Below are 21757 nucleotides of genomic sequence, written 5' to 3'. Positions count from 1 at the left end.
CTGGCTTGCCAGCGAAAGCGGCTGTGCAGCCGACATCGCCGTTGAATGTGCCGCCGTCTTCACGGGCAAGCCCGCTCCCACAATTTTGCCCCCTCGCAGCCAATGGGCCTGTTTTCAGAAACGATCCAGCCGGTACGCCGCCGTCGCCGGCAGGTTGTGGGGCTGGGCGCCAGTCAAGGGGGAAGCCATTTGCGCAATCATTTCCGCCGTGACCGCCGCCTGGGTCAACCCCAGGTGCTGATGGCCGAAGGCGAGCAGCACCTTGCCGTCGCATACCCGATCGATGATCGGCAGGGAGTCGGGCAAGGAAGGGCGAAACCCCATCCACGGTGTGGCCGCTTCGGCACTCAGTTCGCGTTTGAACAGGCCTTTGCTCAATCGGTGCAGTTGCCAGGCACGCTCCATCGTCGGTGGACATTCGAGACCGGCGAATTCAACGGTGCCGGCCAGGCGCAGCCCATCGGCCATCGGCGTCATGATGAACTTGCGCTCCAGCGAGGTGACGGCGAACGGCAAACGCTGGTGTTCGTGGGGCAGCATCAGGTGATAGCCGCGCTCGGTGTCCAGCGGCACTTTCTTGCCGGTCAGCGCGGCGGTGAGTTTCGCCGAGTGCGCGCCGCAGGCGATCAGCACTTGCCGACTGCTGACGCGACCCTGATCAGTGATCAACGACACGCCCTGTTCATTCAATTGCCCGCCCTCGACCCGCTGCCGGAGGAACTGCACGCCGCTGCTTTTCGCCGCGTGGACCAGTTCGCCGACCACCCGGAAGGGATCGAGAAAATGCCCGGTGCGCGGGAAGAACAGGCCGCCGCGAATCTGCTCGCTGAGTTGCGGTGCCGCATCACGGACCGCCCCGGCCTGCCAGAAATCGACCGGCACCTGTTGCTGGCGCATGCGCGTCTGCAGCGCCTCGATGGCCTGTTGCGAGTCGCCGCGCTCGAACACCAATAACGAGCCGTCTTCCTTCAGCAACTGGGGACGCTCGATGGCTTCCAACAACCGATTCCAGGCGCCCAGGCTGCTTTCATTGAGCGCGCGGATGCCGGCCACAGTGCGCTGGAACGGCGCCGGCCGCAGGTTCAGCAACAGGCGCACGAACCAGGGCAGGGCCCGGGGCATGTATTTCCAGTCCAGGCGCAGCGGGCCCATCGGGTCCATGAGCATGGCGGGCAGGCGTTTGAGGATGGACAGGTCGGCGATGGGGAACACCTGCTCGGTGGCCAGGTGCCCGGCATTGCCGAACGAGGCGCCACGGCCGGGCTCCTGTTGATCAATGACCACCACCCGCCGGCCCTGGCGAGCCAGGCGCAGGGCGCAGGCGACGCCGATGATCCCGGCGCCGATCACGGCAACGTCCGCCGTGGCGTGCGGGTTGTTGAAAAGGGAGACGTTGGACATGGCCTAGGCTTCTCTCTGACCGTCGAGCAGGCGACGCAACTGCAACGGATTGCCGTGCTTGAGCGCGGCCGGCAACAGGGCGTCCGGGAAGTCCTGATAGCAGACCGGGCGCAGGAAACGCAGGATGGCGGCGGTGCCGACCGAGGTGGTGCGCGTGTCGGAAGTCGCCGGGAACGGGCCGCCATGGACCATGGCATCACACACCTCGACCCCGGTCGGCCAGCCATTGACCAACAGGCGCCCGGCCTTGCGTTCCAGAGTCGGCAGCAATGCCCTGGCGCTTTCCACGTCGGCATCGTCCAGGTGCAGGGTGGCGGTCAGTTGGCCCTCCAGGTGTTCGATGACCTGGCGGATTTCCTCGTCGTTGGCACATTGCACGATCAGCGAAGCGGCGCCGAACATTTCTGCCTGCAAGGCCGGGTCGGCGAGAAACTCGCTGGCCTGGGTGACGAACAGGTGGGCCTGGCACTGGTTCGGGGTTTCGCCCCTCAGGCCGACGGCCACTGTGTCAGCGTGGGCATGCTCGACCAGCGCGCCAACGCCTGTCTCATAGGCGTTGAAAATGCCCGGGGTGAGCATGGTCTGCGCCGGGCTGCGCTGGATCAGTTGCGCGGCCGTCTGGATGAAACGCTCAAGGGCTGGGCCTTGGCGCGCAATGACTAAACCTGGGTTGGTGCAGAACTGGCCGGCGCCCTGGGTGAGGGAGGCGACGAAGCCTTGCGCCAGCGCTTCGGCTCGCGATTGCAGTGCCGCCGGGAACAGCAAGACCGGATTGATCGAGCTCATTTCCGCATACACCGGAATCGGCTCGGGACGCGCCTGGGCCGCCTTGCACAGGGCGATGCCACCGCTGCGCGAGCCAGTGAAACCCACGGCCTTGATGCGCGGGTCGGTGACCAGGGCGATGCCCACTTCGCGGCCGGAGCCGAACAGCAGCGAAAACACGCCCTCGTGCAGCCCGCACAGTTTGACCGCCCGGGCCAGCGCCCGGCCCACCAGCTCACTGGTGCCGGGGTGCGCGCCATGGGCCTTGACGATCACCGGGCAACCGGCGGCCAGTGCCGACGCGGTGTCACCACCGGCGACCGAGAAGGCCAGGGGAAAGTTGCTTGCACCGAACACGGCCACCGGGCCGAGCGGCACCTGACGCTGACGCAGGTCGGGGCGGGGCAGGGGCTGGCGTTCCGGCAGTGCGCTGTCGACCCGTACATCCAGCCATTCACCAGCGCGTACGGTGCGGGCAAAGGTGCGCAGTTGCTGGCAGGTGCGGCCCCGTTCACCCTGGATACGCGGGCGTGGCAGGCCGGTCTCGGCCACGGCGCGGTCGATCAATTCATCGCCCAGGGCTTCGATTTCACTGGCGATGGTTTCGAGGAATTCGGCGCGTGCATCCGGGGACGTCCCGCGATAGCTGTCCAGGGCACTCCAGGCCAGGGCGCAGGCCTGTTCGACGTGCTCGCTGCCGCCACCGTGATAGGCCGGCTCAAGGGGGAGATCCGTGACGGGATCGATGCCGCGGATCGCTTCGCGGTTGCCGGCGATGGCCTGCTGGCCGATCAACATGTTGCCTGTCAGAGTCATGGTCGTTCCTGAAAAAAAGAGGGTGGGCGTATGCGAAAAAACGCCGTACGCCGTGGGCGAAAATAAAGGCGGCGCGCTTTGGCACGCCGCTGTACAGGCTGAATATCAGGCGAAGTCCTGCTCGGCCGACCACTGCTCGTACCACTGGCGGAACAGCGCGTACTGGTTCTCGGCATAACGACGCTGGGCATCGCTGAGCGCATCGGTCTCGTTGAAATGCAGGGTGTATTCCTTGTCACCATTGAGCACCATCAGGTGCTTGTAGTAGAGCACCAGGTCGCAGCCCTCATCGAAGGACGACAGCACAGCCAGGGCAGACTCCAGTTCCCGCGCCTGACGACGTGCCTTGGCATCGCCCTTGGCCGCTTGTTTGCTCAAGGCCACCAGGCGCAACACTTCGCGCGGCAGCGCGTTGCCGATGCCGGTGATGGCGCCGGTGGCGTTGCAGTTGACGAAGCCATGCACCACCTGGGTGTCGACACCGACCATCAGGGTCACGTCATCGTCCTTGGAGGTGATGTGTTCGGCGGCGTAGCGCAGGTCGGCCGCTCCGCCGAACTCCTTGAAGCCGATCAGGTTCGGGTACTCGCGGCGCAGTTCGAAGAACAGGTCGGCGCGGGTGGCGAAGCCGTAGTAAGGGCTGTTGTAGATCACCGCCGGCAAACCCGGGGCGGCTTCGAGGATCGCGGCGAAGTGGGCTTTTTGCGCGGTGGCCGAAGCGCCGCGAGACAGCACGCGCGGAATGACCATCAAGCCATGGGCACCGACTTTGGCCGCGTGTGCCGCATGGGACACCGCTTCGCGGCTGTTGACGGCACCGGTGCCAACGATGGTAGGAACGCCGGCGGCCACCAGGCGCGCCACGCCTTCCTGGCGCTCGGCTTCGGTCAGCAGCGGCCAGTCGCCCATGGAGCCGCAATACACCACTGCGCTCATGCCAATGTCGATCAGCTCGCGACCCTTGGCCACCAGTGCGTCGAAGTCCGGCTTGCGCTCGGCGGTGCATGGGGTCATCAGCGCAGGGATGCAGCCAGTGAAAATGTTGTCGCTCATTTTATTGTCACTCCTTGAAGCGTTCATTCAGATCGGGTTAGGGAAAAGGCGTGGGGCTCAAATGCCCCACGCAAAGGGATCCTGTTCGTCGATCAGCAAGGTGCTGTCGGCGGTCATGTAGGCGCGGCCAGTGATGAAAGGGATGATGCGTTCGCCTTCCCATTCATAGCGGCCGATGAACTGGCTGGCGGTGATGCTGGCCTGGACCCAGCGCTCACCGGCGGCCAGTTTTCCGTCGGCGGCCAGGCATGCCAGTTTCGCGCTGGTGCCGGTGCCGCAGGGCGAGCGATCGTAGGCCTTGCCGGGGCACATGACGAAGTTGCGGCTGTCGGCCAGGTCGTCGTCGGCAAACAGTTCGATGTGGTCGATCAGCGCGCCGCCTTCACCGTGGATGCCCTGGGCCTCAAGGGCCTTGAGCATTGCCCAGGTGTACTCGGTGAGGAACTCGACGTTGTCCAGCTGCAACGCCTGACCGTGATCGGACACCAGGAAAAACCAGTTGCCGCCCCAGGCGATGTCGCCGTACACGCGGCCATGTCCCGGCACTTCGACCGGTACCTGCTGGCGGTAGCGGTAGGCGGGCACGTTGCGCAGGGTGACGTTGCCGTCCTCGTGCAGCGTGGCGCTGACCGGGCCGACCGGCGTATCGATCTTGTGCTCGCCGGGCTGGATGTGCCCCAGGTGATGCAGCGAGTTGACCAGGCCGATGGTGCCGTGACCGCACATGCCGAGGTAGCCGGCGTTGTTGAAGAAGATCACGCCGCAAGTGGCATCCGGCGACACCGGTTCGCAGTACAGCGCACCCACCAGCACATCGTTGCCACGGGGCTCCAGCAGGCAGGCGCGACGCCATTGGTCATGCTGCTCGCGCAGGGCATCGCGCTTCTCGGCCATGGTCCGGCCGGACAACGGGGGCAGGCCCGACATCACCAGGCGAGTCGGTTCGCCGCCGGTGTGGGAATCAATGACATGTACTTTTTTCATAAACCTTTCCATTAGAGGAACACGCAGGCTTTGCCGCCTGAATTTCAGCGAGAGGTCTGGGCCAACACACCGATCGGACGCTGGCCTGTGGCCGTGCCGCTGTAGACGGGGTCGGCTTCTTCTTCACCGTCCTCTTCTTCCAGGCGAACCAGATGCGCCGGCACTCCGGTGGCCGCGCCCCAGTAGTAGATGCCCAAGGCGCAAGCCGCCACGACCAGGGTGTCGAAGGGATGGGTAAGCACACCCATGCCGCCGAAGCTGCCGAGCCAGGACAGCACGATGGTCACGGCATAGAAGCCGATCAGCCACGCCGAAGAACGCACTTGTTGGCCCAGGCTCAGGTGTTGGGTCGGCACAAAGCGACCGCACAGCAGGTACACCACGAACATCAGGATTTGCAGGCCAAGCAGCCAGGACACGGTGCTCCAGCCGGACCAGTAGACGATCAGCGCGGCGATGATGAACGACACCGGGCCGAGGACACCCATGCGCTTGACCTTGAACGGGCGCGGCATGTCCGGCGCATTGCGGCGCAGGGCGGCCACCGATACCGGGGCGACGGCGTAACTCAACACCAGCGCGGCGGAGACCACGTTGATCAGCGCTTCCCACGAAGGGAAGGGCAGGGTCCAGAACACCGACAGGGCAAAGGTCAGCCACAGCGCCGGACGCGGGATGCCGGACTTTTCGTCAATACGGGTGAAGACCTTGAAGAAGGTGCCGGTCTGCGCCCAGCCGTAGATCACCCGCGGGGTCGCGTTCATGTAGATGTTGCCGCAACCGCTGGGGGAGATCACCGCGTCGGCCACCACCAGATAAGCCAGCCAACCCACGCCCAGTGCCAGGGCGATGTCGCGGTATGGCAGAGCCAGTTCCTTGGCGACGCCGGCCCAACCGTTGGCGAGCATTTCGGTGGGCACGCCGCCGAGGAACGCCACTTGCAACAACACATAGATGGCGGTGGACAGCAGTACGGAGAGGATCAGTGCAATCGGAATGGTGCGTTGCGGATTCTTCACTTCGCTGGCCACCGAGATGATCGGCGTCAACCCCAGGTAGGCGAAGATGATGCCGCCGGCGGACACCGCCATCTCGACACCCGACAGCCCGAATGGCATGAAGCCCTGGGACTGGAAGTTCTGCGGTTTGAAGAAAGTGAACAGCACGCCGATCACCAGCAACGGCACGATGAACTTGAACATGCTGATCAAGTTGTTGGCCTTGGCGAACGTTTTCACGCTGTAGTAGTTGAGCATGAAGAACAGGCACAGCAGACCGAACTGAACCAGCCAGCCAAGCGCCGTTGGATTGCTGGAACCGGCCTGGGTCAATGCGGGAAACCACGCTGCGGCGTACTGGCGCGCGGCGACCACCTCGATGGCCACCAGGCTGGAAAACGCGATCAGGGTGATGAAGCCCATCAGGTAGCCGAGCAACGGGCCGTGGGAGTACACCGGGTAGCGAATCACACCGCCGGCACGGGGTAATGCGGCGCCGAGTTCACAGTAGACGATGCCCAGCAGCAGCACCGCAAAACCGCCCAGCAGCCAGGAAAATATCCCCGCCGGCCCCGCGATGGCGGACACGTGACTGGCTGCGAACAACCAGCCGGAGCCGAAGATGGCCCCCAGTCCGATAAACGTAAGGTCTATCAACGAAAGTTGTTTTTTGAACTTGCCTTGGCCTGGCATGGCATCGCCTTCTTGTGAGTTATTGGATAGGCAGGTGTGCACTTCAAGTCGTCCCCGTCGGTTTTGCCGAGGAGGGCGGTGGCCATAGAGTGAACTCGGCGGCTTATTCGCGATTGATGTTTTCCTTGGGTGTCGATGACGAAATCAGCACAATGGGCAACAGCCGATCATTGGGAGAGACAGGTAGATGACTCAGGATGCGTTTGCGCTGTTGTGCCAGGGCGACGACTCGAACCGCCCCGAATCCATCGAGCAACTGCTGGCGGGCATTGCGCTTTTGTTGCCGTTGCTCGATGTCATTCCGAATGCGGCGATCTTCATCAAGGACGTGCAGGCGCGCTATGTCATGGCCAACCGCACGCTGGTTCAACGCTGTGGCCTGAAGCAGCTCAAACCGCTGCTGGGGAAAACCAGCGCCGAGGTTTTTCCCGAACAGTTGGGGCCCGGCTATACCGAACAGGACCGGCGTGTGCTGGAGCAAGGTCTGGTGCTGTCAGACCAGCTGGAGTTGCACCTGTACGGCAGCCGCGAGCCGGGCTGGTGCCTGACCCATAAACGACCGCTGTATAACCGCCATAATCAGATCATCGGTCTGGCGGGCATCTCGGTCGACCTGCAATCGGCCAGTGACACGCACCCGGCGTACCAGCGCCTGGCGGCGGTGGACGAGCACATCCGTACGCATTTCAACCGTCGCGTCACCCTCGGCGAGTTGACGCGCATCGCCGGCATTTCCGTGGCGCAGCTCGAGCGCTACTGCAAGCGTGTGTTCCATTTGACGCCACGGCAAATGATCCAGAAGGTTCGCCTGGAGCACGCGCATCGTTTGCTCCATACGGAACTGCCGATCACCGAGGTCGCCCTGCAATGCGGCTATACCGATCACAGCGCGTTCACCCGGCAGTTCAAGGCATTGACCGGCTTCACTCCGCGCCAGTACCGCCAGGCCACCGGTCACCCGCAACCGTACGGTGCGGATTAGCGACGTGCCGCCAATGGCCCTGTAGACTGGCCGCGCAAAAGGCGCCTGCCTCACCACTTCAAGCAAGAGAGTTCTCATGGCAAACCACGACCTGACCTTTACGCCCGATCCTGATGCGGATTCGATTTCTTCCGACGTCGTCGGTTTCGGCGGCGTGCTGGTCTCCACCCAGATCCCGACCCGCGCCGACGGCAGCCTGGAACTGGGCGACATCACCCTGCAAAGCGAATGCACCCTGCAAGCGCTGAAGGTTGCGCTGGAGAGAGCCGGCAGTTCCATGGACCGCGTGATGCACCTGACCATCTACCTCACCGACATGGCCGACCGCGCCGCGTTCAACGAGGTCTACAAGCGCTACTTCGCCAAACCATGGCCGGTGCGCGCTGCTGTCGGGGTTGCCTCGTTGGCAGTGGAAGGCATGCGCGTGGAAGTGACCGCAATGGCGGCCAAGGCCTGATCACGGCAACACACACAATACTGTAGGAGCGAGCTTGCTCGCGATGAACCTGAGAGCGACTCGGGGCATCAGGTTGCCAGCGTTATCGTTAACGTCCATCGCGAGCAAGCTCGCTCCTACAGGGATTGAGGCGTGCTCGAAGCACCACCTGGCAGCACACGGGTGCCGGTCAGGCGTTTCGCCGCTACAATGCACGCCTCGACTGTGACAAGCCTGACTAAAAAAACTATGTCTTTGCCCAAACATCACCTGGAATTGCTCAGCCCTGCCCGCGATGTCGCCATTGCCCGCGAGGCTATCCTGCATGGTGCCGATGCCGTGTACATCGGTGGCCCGAGCTTCGGCGCCCGCCACAACGCCTGCAATGAAGTGAGCGATATCGCCCAATTGGTGGAATTCGCCCGTCGTTACCATGCGCGTGTGTTCACCACCATCAACACGATCCTGCACGACAACGAACTGGAGCCGGCCCGCCAGCTGATCCACCAGTTGTACGACGCCGGCGTCGATGCGCTGATCGTCCAGGACCTGGGTGTGATGGAGCTGGACATTCCGCCGATCGAACTGCACGCCAGTACCCAGACCGACATCCGCACGCTGGAGCGGGCGAAGTTCCTCGATCAGGCCGGTTTCTCGCAGCTGGTGCTGGCCCGCGAGCTGAACCTCAAAGAGATCCGTGCCATCGCCGACGAAACCGACGCGGCCATCGAGTTCTTTATCCATGGCGCGTTGTGCGTGGCGTTTTCCGGCCAGTGCAACATTTCCCACGCGCAAACCGGGCGCAGCGCCAACCGTGGCGACTGCTCCCAGGCTTGCCGTCTGCCGTACACCCTCAAGGATGAAAAGGGTGGCGTGATCGCTTACGAAAAGCACCTGCTGTCGATGAAGGACAACAACCAGAGCGCCAACATCCGCGCCCTGGTCGAGGCCGGCGTGCGTTCGTTCAAGATCGAGGGCCGCTACAAGGACATGGGCTATGTGAAAAACATCACCGCCTACTACCGCCAGCGCCTCGACGCCGTGCTCGAAGACCGTCCGGATCTGGCCCGTGCCTCCAGCGGCCGTACCGCGCACTTCTTCCTGCCCGACCCGGAAAAAACCTTCCACCGCGGCAGCACCGATTACTTCGTCACTGACCGCAAGATCGATATCGGCGCCTTTGACTCGCCGACCTTCACCGGTTTGCCGGTGGGTGTGGTCGAGAAAGTCGCCAAGCGTGACATGCAGGTCGTGACCCACGAGCCGCTGTCCAACGGTGACGGCCTCAACGTGCTGGTCAAGCGTGAAGTGGTGGGCTTCCGCGCCAACATCGCCGAACCGAAGGGCGAGTTCGAGGAGGACGGCGAGAAGCGTTATCGCTATCGCGTCGAGCCCAATGAGATGCCGGAGGGGATGTACAAGCTGCGCCCCAACCATCCGCTGAATCGCAATCTCGATCACAACTGGCAACAGGCGCTGCAAAAGACCTCCGCCGAGCGTCGCGTGGCCCTGCGCTGGGTTGCGCGCCTGCGTGAAGAGCAGTTGGAGCTGACCGCCACCAGCGAAGAAGGCATCAACGCCAGCGTTACCCTGAATGGCCCGTTCGGCGCCGCCAACAAACCGGAGCAGGCGCTGGAGCAATTGCAGGATCTGCTCGGTCAACTGGGCACCACGCAGTACCACGCCATCGACATCAAGCTGGACGCGCCGCAGGCGTACTTCATCCCGAACTCGCAGCTCAAGGCCTTGCGCCGTGAAGTGATCGACGCCTTGACCGAAGCACGGATCGCCGCCCACCCCCGTGGCAGCCGCAAGGCCGAAACCACACCGCCGCCGGTGTACCCGGAGTCGCACCTGTCGTTCCTGGCCAACGTCTACAACCAGAAGGCCCGCGACTTCTATCACCGCCATGGCGTCAAGCTGATCGACGCAGCCTACGAGGCCCACGAGGAAGCGGGCGAGGTGCCGGTGATGATCACCAAGCACTGCCTGCGTTTCTCCTTCAACCTGTGCCCGAAACAGGCCAAGGGCGTGACCGGCGTGCGCACCAAGGTTGCGCCGATGCAACTGATCCACGGCGATGAAGTGCTGACCTTGAAGTTCGACTGCAAGCCTTGCGAGATGCACATCATCGGCAAGATGAAAGGCCACATCCTCGATATGCCGCAGCCGGGCAGCGTGGTGGGGCACATCAGCCCCGAAGACCTGCTCAAGACCATCCCGCGAGCGCCGCATTGAGTGACCGGTGGGCGCGCCGCAACGGTGCGCTCACCTGTTGTTCAATGCCCTTTGTAGTTGAAGTAAACGAATGCCACGGCAACAGCCAGACCAAACGCTGCCAGGGCTTTTATCCGTGCGGTTGCCTGGAATGGCGACAGGGTCTCGCTCGACGCTTGCTCATGGGGTTGTGAGTACGCGGTGGCGTTTTGGCGACGCTGCAGAATGGCCCGCCATGTGTAACCCAATCCCGTCAGCAACGAAATGGCCATCAGGCCGAGGATCAGCCAACGCATCGTTGCCGGCTTTTTATCGGCGGCCAGGCTGATCTCGTGTTCACAGGCCGCGCTCTCGAACTCCAGGACAGAAATGGGTTGGTAGACCGCCGAGGGCTGTTGCGCATCACTGCGCGTCGCCGCCATTTGTTCCAGGTCCAGTGCCTGATACTTCCAGAGTGTTGTCGATCCTTCCCGGCAGTAGGTGAACGCAGCGGCGCTGGAGGCGCCGATGATGCACGCGTCGTCGATGCCGATTTTTTTCAGGGTTTCCATCGCAGACCGTGTGAAGTCCATTTCGAGGACAGGAATGACGCCGTTGGCAGACACCGCGACCGACACCAGCAGGCACGCCATGGCGCAGAGGGTTGATGTTTTCAAGGTCGAGACCCCCTCGTTTTTTGCAGGTTTTTTGTTATGAACGCGGAGTCTGGTCGCATGCTGCTTTTGCTGAAGTCTAGACGCTGGCGACAAACCTGGCGCTAGCGGTCGAGATTATTCGCAGGAGTCGGCAACGGCTTTTTCAGCACGTTTGAGTTCCTGTTTGACGTCGGTGGGGATGCGTTGCTTCTTGAGTTCCTGACCGAGGAAGGGTTGCTCGCCCCGGGACTGGACCTCGGCGTCTTCGGCCGTTATCTGCGCCTCGATAGTCGCGGAGTGTTTGTCGATGACGGCATCGACCTCGGCTTCATTCCTGGCGGTATCGAGTGCCAGGACCAACTGGCCGGCTTCGGCTTTTTCGGCTTCGGCATAGGCTTCGACCGTCAACCCGGAGGCCAGCGCCCGCGCCTGGATTTCCAGCCTGTCGAGATGCTCCCGGGCGGCCTTGCAGACCGCTTCCTGTCGCTGGCTCTGGATGTGTTCCCAGGTGTTCAACCCATAAATCGCCGCCCCGACCACCAGGAGGGTTGCAGCGGTACCCATTAATTTGCCTTTCACATTTGGCGCCCTCAGATTGCAAGGGGAAGGGTGTTGCGCAAACTATTCCTGATTCCATTCGAGAAAAGCGTAGCAGACCTGGTTGGGCGGAACCTGTGTCGATCACTTGCCTCAACACTAAGCGTCTGTTTTAAAAAACAAATTGTTTTGTTGGGGCTTCCCAGACGAGGCAAAAGTTGGTAAATTTGCGCCCACTCTTGCAGCGGCCCTCAGGGAGCCTGACACGCAAGAAGGCAACAGGTCCTGTTGCCACTCAAGAAAGCGAGTGCCAGGCACTCATCGCAACAGATACAGGGGCGTCGCCAAGCGGTAAGGCAGCAGGTTTTGATCCTGCCATGCGTTGGTTCGAATCCAGCCGCCCCTGCCATTTTCTACCTGCACAATCCGATAACACTCGAACGGCGGTTATTATTCGTCGATTCGCTGTTTTTCTGCGTCCGTTATTCATTTCCCGGATGTTCCCTTGCCAGCCAGCGTTCAGCCAAGGCTCGCGGGCGTCCTTTGGGCGCGTTTCATGAAGACCTTTCGGACTGATCTGGCCATCCGTCACTGAACTATCGCAGCGCTGTAGTTGTTTCTACATAGCGCTTACACTGATGATTCCGGCCGTTTCCTAACTTTAAAGTCAAGAAAAGGACGCCTCACATGAAAGTCAGTGCACGCAACGTATTCAAAGGTAAAGTCAGCCAGGTCCAGCCAGGCGCGGTCAACGCCGAAGTGGTCCTGACCCTGGCGGGCGGTGAGCAACTGGTTGCCGTCGTCACCATGGAAAGCATCAAGAGCCTGGGCATCGCCGTCGGCAAAGAAGCCGTCGCGCTGATCAAGGCGCCCTGGGTGATGTTGATGACCGAATCGAGCGACATTCGCCTGTCGGCGCGTAACTGCCTGGAAGGCAAGGTACTGAGCGTTACCGATGGTGCGGTCAACGCAGAGGTGGTCATCGAGCTGGCCGGCGGTTCGAAGGTCTATTCGATCGTTACCCGCGATGCTGTGGCAGAACTGGGGCTGGCAACCGGCGTCAGCGCCACGGCCGTGATCAAGGCTTCCCACATCATCCTGGGCGTTCCGGCCTGATCAGACGCAAGCGTTCGTTATTGATCCCCGTGATCCATTTTCTGATGGATCGCGGGGATTTTTCGTTTTCGCCTCCCAATCATCACGACCGAAACCGTTGTGGAATGGACTCGGCGAACGGGTACATGGAAAAGTACGGTCTCGCCTCGTCGATCACCCGTTTGACCGAAGGCCTCTGGATCAACCTGTCGAAATAAGCACTCAAGCGATGATGCTCGTCGGGAAACGGCACGAGGGTGCTGGCATAGAACAGCGCCGGGGCAGCGGCACAATCGGCCATGCTGAACGCCGGGCTGGCGGCCCAGGCGTTTGCGCTTAACTGACGTTCAAGCATGCCGTACGCCGTTGTCAACGCGGCGCGTTCGCGGGTCAGATCGCCGTTGGAGGCGTTCATTCGGTCAGCGACGATTTTCTGCATCGGCACCTGGACGTGCAGGTCGAAAAAACGATCCCACAGGCGTACTTCCAGCGCGACATCCCAATCTTCAGGAATCAGGCACAGGTGGCCGGCCTGATGGTGGTCCAGGTACTCGATGATCACACTCGACTCGGCTACGTTCCGTTGGCGGTCGTGATCGCGGATCACCGGAAATTTGCAGAGTGGCCAAAGAGCTTGCAGCTCGGCCCGGTCAGCCTCGTTGCCCAGGTCGATGATCCTTTTTTCAAACCCGATTTCCAGTTCATAGAGCGCGATCAGCGCTTTGTGGCAGAACGACGAGAGCGGATGGAAATACAGAGTCAGCGGCATGTTCCTTTCCTCGGCGAAGGGGGAGGCCCGTGCAGTATCGACCCAGGTTCGCGTCGGTGCGAGGCGGTTCGTCAGGTGGCTGTGATCTCGGTGGCGATTGCCATTCCCCGCGCAAACTGGTTTAAGGCCGAAAGACTGGCTTGCCCAAGGCTTTCAACTTGCGTAAACAGTGCAGACGTCGAATGTTCGGCGCCAGGGGATACAGGTTTCCAGGTCGGGAGTGACAGGTATCAAAGCGTTATTTCACAGGTTCGTCGACAGGACGAAGCGAGGCAATCGTTGGTAGAGCGACGTCAGTTCAGCGGAGCGATGAAAGGCAAGAACCTTCGCTTCCTCAAAGAGCATGAAGGCCAAACCGTTCTGCAGGCGCGTGCAGGTTTCCTGTTGCTGGAGCATTTCTCGCTGCCGGCGTTTACCCAGGCGCTGGATACGGTGGTGACGGCCAACCTGTTGCGGCCGGAGCTGTTTTCAACGAAAACCTTCGGCCTGAAGGACGCTGAGGTGATCAGCGATCTGGGGCTGGTCATCCGTCCCGACGCCTGCCTGAGCCATGCCGAGATTCAGAACCTGGACCTGCTGGTGGTCTGTGGCGGATACCGCACCCATCTGCACGCTGACGAGGCATTGATCAACCTGCTGCAAGACGCGGCGGAGCAGGGCGTTACCCTGGCTGGCGTGTGGAACGGCGCGTGGTTTCTCGGACGCGCCGGTTTGCTCGAGGGTTATCGCTGTGCGATTCACCCGGAACACCGCCCGGCACTGGCGGAAATTGCCAAACTGACCCAGGTGACCAGCGAAGCCTACGTGGTGGATCGTGACCGCCTGACTGCGTCGAGCCCGACGGGTACGTTCTATATGGCCCTGGAGTGGATCCGGGGGCTGTACGACAAGGCGCTGACCGATGGCATCGAGGACATTCTGGCGTTTGAGGCTTCACGCTACCGGCGCATCAAGCCGTCGCTGAATGTCTCGGTCAGTGGTCCGCTCAGAGAGGTGGTCAACCTGATGGACGCCAATCTGGAGGAACCGCTGGAAATGGAGACGCTGTGCCTCTACGCAGGGCGCTCTCGCCGGCAGATCGAGCGTCTGTTCAAGGAGCAGTTGGGCACCACGCCGCAGCGCTATTACATGGACTTGCGCATCACCGAGGCGCGGCGCTTGCTGCAGCACACCACGCTGACCATCGTTGAAGTCTCTGTCGCCTGTGGTTTCGTTTCTCCCAGCCACTTCAGCAAGTGCTACAGCTCTTATTTTGGCTATCGGCCGTCCAGGGAAACCAGGCTGGTCAAGTAGGCTGCCGATCAACGTCCGGCCTCGCCATCGACTTGCCGCACGATGTCGGCACGGCAAGAGTCACGCCTGTTCATCCGACAGCGGCCATATGCGCTGTCGGATGTGATGCCGGTCGGCGTCACCCTGATTTGCGCTGTGGTTTGTTCGGGGTAGAGTGCAGGTTCTGGCCTGATTATCAGGCATGCCACGTTTAGGGTCATTGCGCCATGCACCAGATCGGACTCATTGTTTACCCCGGTTTTCAGGTTCTGGGGCTGGCCATGTGTGCCGCCTTCGAGTTGGCCAACAGCGCCGCAGACGAGCCGTTGTACAGCATTGCATTACTGTCCGAGCCGGGTGGCCTGGTGCAGACGTCCGCCGGTTTTGCTGTGCAGACCGAAGCGTTCGACCAGCGTTCGTTCGATACGCTGCTGGTCATGGGCGACAACCTGATCCGCCCGACCACGCCGGGCATGCTGGAGTTTTTGCGCTGCGCCAGTCTCGGCACCCGGCGTCTGGGCTCGATTTGCACCGGTGCGAATGCATTGGCGGAGGCCGGTTTGCTCGACGGTCGGCGGGCGACCACCCACTGGGCGCATGTGCCGGCCTTTCGCAAGGCGTACCCGAACGTGAAGGTCGAGGAAGACCGGATCTTCATCAATGATGGCCACCTGTGGACGGCGGCAGGCATGAGCGCGTGCGTGGACCTGGCATTGGCCCTGGTGGAGATGGATCTGGGCGCCGAGGTTGCCCGCAAGGTGGCGCGGCAATTGGTGGTGTACCACCGGCGTTCCGGCGGGCAGTCGCAGTTTTCGGTGATGCTGGAACTGGCCCCCAAGACCGATCGGATACAGGCCGCGCTGAACTACGCCAAGCAGAATCTCAAGTCTGCGCTGTCGGTCGAGGAACTGGCCAGAGCGGCCAATCTCAGCCCCCGGCAATTCAGCCGGGTGTTTCATGCCGAAACCGGCCAGTCTCCGGCCAAGGCCATCGAAAACCTGCGGGTCGAGTCGGCCCGGTTGATGATGGAAAGCGGGCGGCACTCCATCGATGTCGTGGCGACAGCTACGGGTTTTGGTGATCGGGAACGCATGCGCCGCGCTTTTATACGTGCGTTTGGACAGCCGCCGCAGGTGATTCAGCGTGCCAGTCGGGGGTGATGTTCGCGATGTCATAAAAGGTGGTGCATACGACATTAATGCCTTTATATTATTGTCGTAATCTTGAGCTCGTTGAATTCTTTCCCTCAATGAGATCACCGCCATGAGCCTCGTCAAAGCCGCCGCCGTACAAATCAGCCCCGTTCTTTACAGCCGAGAAGGCACCGTCGACAAAGTGGTGCAGAAGATTCTCGAACTCGGCGAACAGGGTGTGCAATTCGCTGTATTCCCGGAAACCATCGTCCCGTACTACCCGTACTTTTCCTACGTGCAGTCGCCGTTCGAAATGGCCGCCGAACACCTCAAACTGCTGGATCAGGCGGTCACCGTGCCTTCGGCGGCCACCGATGCCATCGGCGCTGCGGCCAGGCAAGCCGGCATGGTCGTATCCATCGGCGTCAACGAGCGCGATGGCGGCTCGCTGTACAACACGCAGTTGTTGTTCGATGCCGACGGCTCGCTTATCCAGCGTCGTCGCAAGATTTCCCCGACCTATCACGAACGCATGATCTGGGGCATGGGCGATGGTTCCGGCCTGCGGGCCGTCGACAGTGCGGTAGGGCGCATCGGTCAATTGGCCTGCTGGGAGCATTACAACCCGTTGGCCCGTTACGCCTTGATGGCCGATGGCGAGCAGATCCATGCGGCGATGTACCCGGGGTCGTTTGCCGGTCCCCTGTTCGCCTCGCAAATGGAAGTCAGCATTCGCCAGCATGCCCTGGAGGCAGCGTGCTTCGTGGTCAACTCCACGGCCTGGTTGTACCCCGAGCAACAGGCGCAGATCATGGCCGACACCGGTTGCGCCATCGGCCCGATCTCCGGCGGTTGCTATACCGCGATCATCAGCCCGGATGGCACGGTGCTGGGCTCGTTGCTGGAAGGTGAGGGCGAGGTGATCGCCGACCTCGACATGGGCCTGATCGACAAGCGCAAACGCATGATGGATTCCCGCGGCCACTACAGCCGCCCGGAACTGCTGAGCCTGCTGATTGACCGCACACCCCAGGCCCATGTGCATGAACGCAGCGCGCATCCGAAGCTGGCCGAAGAGACCGGGCTGGAGGAAGTGGTTCGTTAGTTCCGGCACGGTCCCTTGTAGGAGCCGGCTTGCTGGCGATGGTCGTTAACGATAACGCGTGTGCACTGGGTAAACGCAGCACTCTTGAGTCCATCGCCAGCAAGCCGGCTCCTACGGGTATTGCGTTACTTTTGTTGTCCGCATTGCGGATCGGGTTTCAACGCCGCCAGAAGAAACGGGTCAGTAGCGCATCGATGCTGAGCTTGCCGGCACCCGACAGCAACAGCGGGGTGAAGGCCACAAGGTAGATCAATGGCAGTTTGAAGTTGCCGTAACCTTTGTTGCTGATGGCATAGCCTTGGGCAAGTTCACTCAGGGTGTGCCAGTCGGCAGGCCAATGGATGGCGGCGGTTGCGACGAGGGTCACCACCATCAGGCTCAACGCCGAAAACCGCGTGCCCAGGCCCACCAGCAACGTCATGGAAAAGATCAGTTCGGCCCACATCGACAGCTCCCAGTTCAGCGTCGCGGGAATGTGGTCAAACGGAAACGGGAAGCGCTCCTGGATATCGGCGAACCAGTTCTGGCCGTTGAATTTCTCCAGGCCCGACTCGAAGAATTCCCAGGCGAGGAACACTCGCAACGCCAGGGGGGCAACCCAGTCGCCGGCACGGTCGAGGTTCAGGTGCAGGCCTTTGACGGCCGAAGAAATGGAGGTGCTCATGGACGTTGATCTCTTTCAGGTCAGGGAGGCGGGGCAACGGCATGCCCCGTGAGTTGAGCGCATTGATCGGCATGGCCAATCGGCAGGCGTATTTCATCAATGGGGTGTATCTGCGGTGTGTCGTTGTGGCGGGGTTTTGAGTGCGGGGTGTGTCGGGGGCGGGGCTGTATACATTGAGATACGTAAACGGCCACCACATGACCCCTGTAGGAGCGAGCTTGCTCGCGATAGCGGAGTGTCAGGCAGCACACATTTGACTGACCTGGCGCTATCGCGAGCAAGCTCGCTCCTACAGGGAATTTGCTATACATTTTCCGACCGCCCATTGCATGGTGTAACCGCTTCATGTCTCTTGCGCTCGAACGTCTAGTCGCTGGCACGCCCATCCCTTTCGCCGGTAACCGTGTCACTGTCGTCAGCCCCGAACTGGCGCAGCGCTTCCAGCCCGGTGACCATCTGCTGGTGGAGCAGGTCAGCGGCGAGTTGCTGCTGATACCCGTGGCGGACCAGCAAGCGGCCAGTGTTGCAATCGAGCGTGCCGAAGCGGCGTTTACCGCGCTGTCGGCCGTGTCCGATCAAGCGATCAGCGCCTTCTTCGACCTGTTCGCCCGACGCCTGGAAACCCCGGAATGCTGGGCGTTGATCGAAGCCGCCAACCTGGCCGACATCGAACGGGCCAAGGCGCGCGGTCGTTCGACCACTCGGTTGCTGGCCGATGAGCGCATGCGTCGCGACATGATCTCCGGCCTGCGCGCATGGCGTGATGCAGCGGCCAGCCGTGGCAAGGTGATCAGCTGTGTGGAGCACGATGGCTGGAAAGTCGAGCAAGTGGTCTCGCCGTTGGGCATCGTCGCGTTCGTCTTCGAGGGCCGGCCGAATGTGTTTGCCGATGCCGCCGGTGTGTTGCGCACCGGCAACACTGCTGTGCTGCGCATCGGCAGTGATGCGTTGGGCACGGCCCAGGCGATCGTCACCCATGCGCTGAACCCTGCGCTGAGCGACGCCGGCTTGCCGGCCGGTTCCGTATCGCTGGTGGAAAGTGTCAACCACGCCGCCGGTTGGGCGATGTTCGCCGACCGGCGCCTGTCATTGGCGGTGGCCCGCGGTTCGGGCCGCGCCGTCAGCCAGTTGGGCAGCATCGCGCAACAGGCCGGCACGGCAGTCAGCCTGCACGGCACCGGTGGTGCCTGGCTGATCGCCGATGCCGCTGCCGATGCCCAACGTTTTGCCGCGGTGGTGCGCAACTCCCTGGACCGCAAGGTCTGCAACACCCTGAACGTCTGCCTGATTCACCGCGACCGCGCCGCTGAACTGGTGCCGCTGTTCCTTGACGCACTCAAGCAGGCCGGCACCGCACGGGGCCAGGGTTGCAAGCTGCACATCGTCGAAGGCAGCGAGTCGCACCTGCCGCAAGACTGGCTGACTGCAACGGTCAAGGTGTACCGCGCCGAAGGCTATCAGACCGAGGCGCAGGCCGAGCCGTTGCCGGAAGCTCAATTGGGTCGTGAATGGGAGTGGGAAGAAACCCCGGAAGTCAGCCTGAAAATCGTTGACGACCTGGACAGCGCCATTGCCTTGTTCAATCGCTACAGCCCGCAATTCACGGTGTCATTGATCAGTGAAAATGCAGAGGCGCAGGAGCACTTCTACAACGCGGTCAACGCGCCTTTTGTCGGCAATGGCATCACCCGTTGGGTCGACGGCCAGTACGCGTTGAACAAGCCGGAACTGGGTCTTTCGAACTGGGAGAGTGGACGCCTGTTTGCTCGCAGTGCGATTCTCTCAGGCGATGGTGTGTTCACCATTCGCAGCCGCATGACCCAGATCGATCTGGGCGTCAAACGCTGAGCCGGAACAATCAGTGACCGCTGCAAGGGCGGTCACTTTCTTCAACAATCGGCGGTCCCGATCAAGCAGCCTTGATCACTTTGGCCGATACGGCACAAGTGTCCGGGTGCTCGACCAGCGACACGAAGCTTCGGCTGTCGGCATCCAGCGCGTCGATCGAACCGGTCTCGATGTCGTACACCCAGCCATGCAGGTTCAATTGGCCTTTTTCCTGAGCTAGCCGCACGCTCGGGTGCGTCTGGATGTTGGCCAGTTGGGCGATGACGTTTTCCCGAACCATCGAACTGACCTTGGCCGCCTCACTGGCGTGTGGCCGGGCTTCGTTGATCACTTTCGCCGACTCGGCGTGTTGCAGCCAGCCGCTGACGGCGGGCAGGTGATCCATGCATTTGCACTTGGCTACCGCCGTCATGGCGCCGCAGTCCGAATGGCCGCAGATCACGATGTCGGTCACGCCGAGCACCGCGACGGCGTATTCGACCGTGGCCGACACACCACCCGGATGCGGACTGTAGGACGGCACGATGTTGCCGGCGTTACGGATCACGAACAGTTCACCAGGCTCTTGTTGGGTCAGCAGTTCCGGCACGACACGGCTGTCGGAACAGGTGATGAACAGCGTGCCTGGATGTTGGGTGGTGGCCAGGTGTTTGAACAGGTCGGTGCGTTGCGGAAAGGCTTCTTTCTGGAACTTCAAGAAACCGTCGATGAGCGCTTTCATGATCGCTTCCTCATGGAATGGGCAGGGTTCGGCCCGCACGGGTCGTGCGGGCCGGTATCAATTTAGAAAGGACGCAGGGGCAGGAACTTGCCGTCGAGGGTAATGACGGCGCGGGAGCCGCCTTCCGGATCTTCGACTTTCTTCATGTCGAGCTTGAAGTTGATCGCGCTGATAATGCCGTCGCCGAACTGCTCATGAACCAGGGCTTTGAGGGTGGTGCCGTAGATCTGGATCATTTCGTGGAAGCGGTAGATGGTCGGGTCGGTCGGCACTCCCGAGAGGCTGCCGCGCAGCGGGATGATCTGCAGCCGGGCTACGGCGTCGGCGTCCAGTTCGAGTTTGTCGCCGACCACTTTGGCCGCGCTTTCCGGCAGCGGATGTTGACCGAGCAGGGCGGCGGTGACGTAGGCCAGGCTCAATCCGGTGCCGTCGGCCAAGTCCTGCCACGACAGGTTTTTGCGTGCCTTGGCGTCAAGGACAGAAGTGGTCAGGGCCAGGCTTGGGTCGTTGTAGGCATGGGACTGTTGCATGGTGATTCTCCTATCGGGATGGGTGTTGCTTGGGTGTGGGGCCATCTTCTGCCGATCCATCCATAGCGTCCAAGACCGATATACAATGCAAGCCATAAGTGCTGCCTATAGATGGAGAATCCCATGTTGCTTCGACATTTGCGTTACCTGCTGGCGGTGGCCGACCACGGTGGTTTCACGCGCGCTGCCGAAGTGCTACACGTGTCCCAGCCGACCTTGTCGCAGCAGATCCGCCAACTGGAAGAATCCCTGGGCGTGAGCCTGTTCGACCGCACCTCGCGCACGGTCAGGCCGACCGATGCCGGCGAGGCTTATATTGAATGCGCGCGGCGGGTATTGGTGGAGCTGGAGGCGGGCAAGCGTGCGTTGCACGACGTGAAGGATTTGTCCCGCGGGACCTTGCGTCTGGCCATGACGCCGACCTTCATGGCCTATCTGGTAGGGCCGCTGGTGCGCGACTACGTGGCGCGTTACCCGAACATCCACCTGGAGATTTTCGAGTTGTCGATGGACGAGATCGAGGCCGGGCTGGCGGATGATTCGCTGGATATCGCGATTGCGTTCGATCAGGTGAGAAGTTCCGACATCGAATCGATCCCGGCCTTTATCGAAACCCTGGGGTTGATGGTTGGGCGGGATCATCCGCTATACGAACATCAGGACGCGTTGTCCGTCGAAGAGGTGGCTCAGCTTGAGTTTGCGCTGCTGACCCCGGACTACATCACCCGTACGTGCATCGACGAGTTTTTCGCTCAGGTGCACATCACGCCCAAAGTGGCGATTGAAGTGAACTCGGTCAACACGCTGCTGGAAGTCATCCGGCATTGCGCCATCGCCACCATACTGCCGGAACCCATCGCCACCCAGGATCGGGCATTGCGCAAACTGTCCATGCGGGGTGCAGCACCTGAACGCGGGGCCACGTTGCTTCGGCGCAAGAACAACTACCACAGTGCGGCGTCACTGGCGTTTGTGGATCTGGTGTTGGCTACTGATCTTTCATGACCACCACAAAACCCTGTAGGAGCCGGCTTGCTGGCGATGGACTCAAGTGCGCCGCGTTTATCCGGTTTACACGCGTTATCGTTAACGACCATCGCTGG

The 21757-nt window shown here is 61.7% G+C and carries 20 protein-coding genes and 1 tRNA gene; 10 read left to right on the top strand and 11 right to left on the bottom strand.

Features of this window, described 5'->3' with window-relative positions:
* Positions 1–114: 114 nt before the first annotated feature.
* The 5 genes from PMI31_RS23845 to PMI31_RS23825 all read right to left on the bottom strand — a co-directional run bounded on the left by PMI31_RS23845 (position 115) and on the right by PMI31_RS23825 (position 6710).
* Positions 115–1401, bottom strand: a complete 1287-nt coding sequence (locus PMI31_RS23845) for an FAD-dependent oxidoreductase (protein WP_008021552.1) — start codon at positions 1399–1401, stop codon at positions 115–117.
* A 3-nt stretch (positions 1402–1404) separates the two neighbouring features.
* On the bottom strand, positions 1405–2982 hold the full coding sequence (locus tag PMI31_RS23840) for an aldehyde dehydrogenase (NADP(+)) (protein WP_008021550.1): 1578 nt from the start codon (positions 2980–2982) through the stop codon (positions 1405–1407).
* Between the two features lie 105 nt (positions 2983–3087).
* The gene (locus PMI31_RS23835; RefSeq protein WP_008021547.1) at positions 3088–4035 is read right to left on the bottom strand and encodes a dihydrodipicolinate synthase family protein; all 948 of its coding nucleotides are present in this window, start codon (positions 4033–4035) and stop codon (positions 3088–3090) included.
* Between the two features lie 57 nt (positions 4036–4092).
* Positions 4093–5019, bottom strand: coding sequence for a 4-hydroxyproline epimerase (locus PMI31_RS23830; protein ID WP_008021545.1), 927 nt, complete (start codon positions 5017–5019; stop codon positions 4093–4095).
* A gap of 44 nt (positions 5020–5063) precedes the next feature.
* Positions 5064–6710, bottom strand: a complete 1647-nt coding sequence (locus PMI31_RS23825) for an APC family permease (protein ID WP_008021544.1) — start codon at positions 6708–6710, stop codon at positions 5064–5066.
* A 187-nt stretch (positions 6711–6897) separates the two neighbouring features.
* On the opposite strand from PMI31_RS23825, the gene PMI31_RS23820 reads away from it, so the two are divergent.
* The 3 genes from PMI31_RS23820 (at position 6898) to PMI31_RS23810 (ending at position 10366) form a co-directional block, all read left to right on the top strand.
* Positions 6898–7692: an AraC family transcriptional regulator gene (locus PMI31_RS23820; RefSeq protein WP_008021540.1), complete on the top strand. Its 795-nt coding sequence runs from the start codon at positions 6898–6900 to the stop codon at positions 7690–7692.
* Positions 7693–7768: 76 nt separating this feature from the next.
* Positions 7769–8149, top strand: a complete 381-nt coding sequence (locus PMI31_RS23815; protein WP_008021538.1) for a RidA family protein — start codon at positions 7769–7771, stop codon at positions 8147–8149.
* A gap of 228 nt (positions 8150–8377) precedes the next feature.
* Positions 8378–10366, top strand: coding sequence for a peptidase U32 family protein (locus PMI31_RS23810; RefSeq protein WP_043302609.1), 1989 nt, complete (start codon positions 8378–8380; stop codon positions 10364–10366).
* Between the two features lie 41 nt (positions 10367–10407).
* Here PMI31_RS23810 and PMI31_RS23805 read toward each other — a convergent pair whose 3' ends face one another.
* Together PMI31_RS23805 and PMI31_RS23800 are read right to left on the bottom strand one after the other, a co-directional pair.
* The gene (locus PMI31_RS23805; protein ID WP_043302608.1) at positions 10408–11001 is read right to left on the bottom strand and encodes a hypothetical protein; all 594 of its coding nucleotides are present in this window, start codon (positions 10999–11001) and stop codon (positions 10408–10410) included.
* 114 nt (positions 11002–11115) lie between these two features.
* Positions 11116–11544: a hypothetical protein gene (locus PMI31_RS23800; RefSeq protein ID WP_008021532.1), complete on the bottom strand. Its 429-nt coding sequence runs from the start codon at positions 11542–11544 to the stop codon at positions 11116–11118.
* A gap of 307 nt (positions 11545–11851) precedes the next feature.
* Here PMI31_RS23800 and PMI31_RS23795 point away from each other — a divergent pair.
* A tRNA-Gln gene (locus PMI31_RS23795) sits at positions 11852–11926 on the top strand.
* 278 nt (positions 11927–12204) lie between these two features.
* Positions 12205–12633, top strand: coding sequence for a TOBE domain-containing protein (locus PMI31_RS23790; RefSeq protein ID WP_008021531.1), 429 nt, complete (start codon positions 12205–12207; stop codon positions 12631–12633).
* 82 nt (positions 12634–12715) lie between these two features.
* Here PMI31_RS23790 and PMI31_RS23785 read toward each other — a convergent pair whose 3' ends face one another.
* Positions 12716–13381: a glutathione S-transferase family protein gene (locus PMI31_RS23785; protein ID WP_008021530.1), complete on the bottom strand. Its 666-nt coding sequence runs from the start codon at positions 13379–13381 to the stop codon at positions 12716–12718.
* 279 nt (positions 13382–13660) lie between these two features.
* Here PMI31_RS23785 and PMI31_RS23780 point away from each other — a divergent pair, with 279 nt between their 5' ends.
* The 3 genes from PMI31_RS23780 (at position 13661) to PMI31_RS23770 (ending at position 16891) form a co-directional block, all read left to right on the top strand.
* Positions 13661–14674, top strand: coding sequence for a GlxA family transcriptional regulator (locus PMI31_RS23780; RefSeq protein WP_008021529.1), 1014 nt, complete (start codon positions 13661–13663; stop codon positions 14672–14674).
* Positions 14675–14880: 206 nt separating this feature from the next.
* Complete coding sequence (locus PMI31_RS23775; protein ID WP_008021527.1) at positions 14881–15813, top strand: GlxA family transcriptional regulator; 933 nt, start codon at positions 14881–14883, stop codon at positions 15811–15813.
* Between the two features lie 103 nt (positions 15814–15916).
* Positions 15917–16891 (top strand): nitrilase-related carbon-nitrogen hydrolase, encoded by a 975-nt coding sequence (locus PMI31_RS23770; protein ID WP_008021525.1) that lies wholly within the window; start codon positions 15917–15919, stop codon positions 16889–16891.
* A 157-nt stretch (positions 16892–17048) separates the two neighbouring features.
* On the opposite strand, the gene PMI31_RS23765 is transcribed toward PMI31_RS23770, so the two are convergent.
* Complete coding sequence (locus tag PMI31_RS23765; RefSeq protein ID WP_008021522.1) at positions 17049–17555, bottom strand: HvfX family Cu-binding RiPP maturation protein; 507 nt, start codon at positions 17553–17555, stop codon at positions 17049–17051.
* Positions 17556–17900: 345 nt separating this feature from the next.
* Here PMI31_RS23765 and PMI31_RS23760 point away from each other — a divergent pair, with 345 nt between their 5' ends.
* The gene (locus PMI31_RS23760; RefSeq protein ID WP_008021521.1) at positions 17901–19403 is read left to right on the top strand and encodes an aldehyde dehydrogenase family protein; all 1503 of its coding nucleotides are present in this window, start codon (positions 17901–17903) and stop codon (positions 19401–19403) included.
* A 61-nt stretch (positions 19404–19464) separates the two neighbouring features.
* Here PMI31_RS23760 and PMI31_RS23755 read toward each other — a convergent pair whose 3' ends face one another.
* Positions 19465–20124: a carbonic anhydrase gene (locus PMI31_RS23755; RefSeq protein ID WP_008021519.1), complete on the bottom strand. Its 660-nt coding sequence runs from the start codon at positions 20122–20124 to the stop codon at positions 19465–19467.
* Positions 20125–20186: 62 nt separating this feature from the next.
* The gene (gene cynS, locus PMI31_RS23750; protein WP_008021517.1) at positions 20187–20654 is read right to left on the bottom strand and encodes a cyanase; all 468 of its coding nucleotides are present in this window, start codon (positions 20652–20654) and stop codon (positions 20187–20189) included.
* 123 nt (positions 20655–20777) lie between these two features.
* Here cynS and cynR point away from each other — a divergent pair, with 123 nt between their 5' ends.
* Positions 20778–21659, top strand: coding sequence for a transcriptional regulator CynR (cynR, locus tag PMI31_RS23745; RefSeq protein WP_008021515.1), 882 nt, complete (start codon positions 20778–20780; stop codon positions 21657–21659).
* The last annotated feature ends 98 nt before the right edge of the window (positions 21660–21757 follow it).

Origin of the sequence: Pseudomonas sp. GM55 (assembly GCF_000282395.1) — a bacterium.
GTDB lineage: Bacteria > Pseudomonadota > Gammaproteobacteria > Pseudomonadales > Pseudomonadaceae > Aquipseudomonas > Aquipseudomonas fluorescens_CC.
The sequence above is the reverse complement of the archived record's forward strand: the minus strand, read 5'-3'. Positions and strand labels throughout refer to the sequence as shown.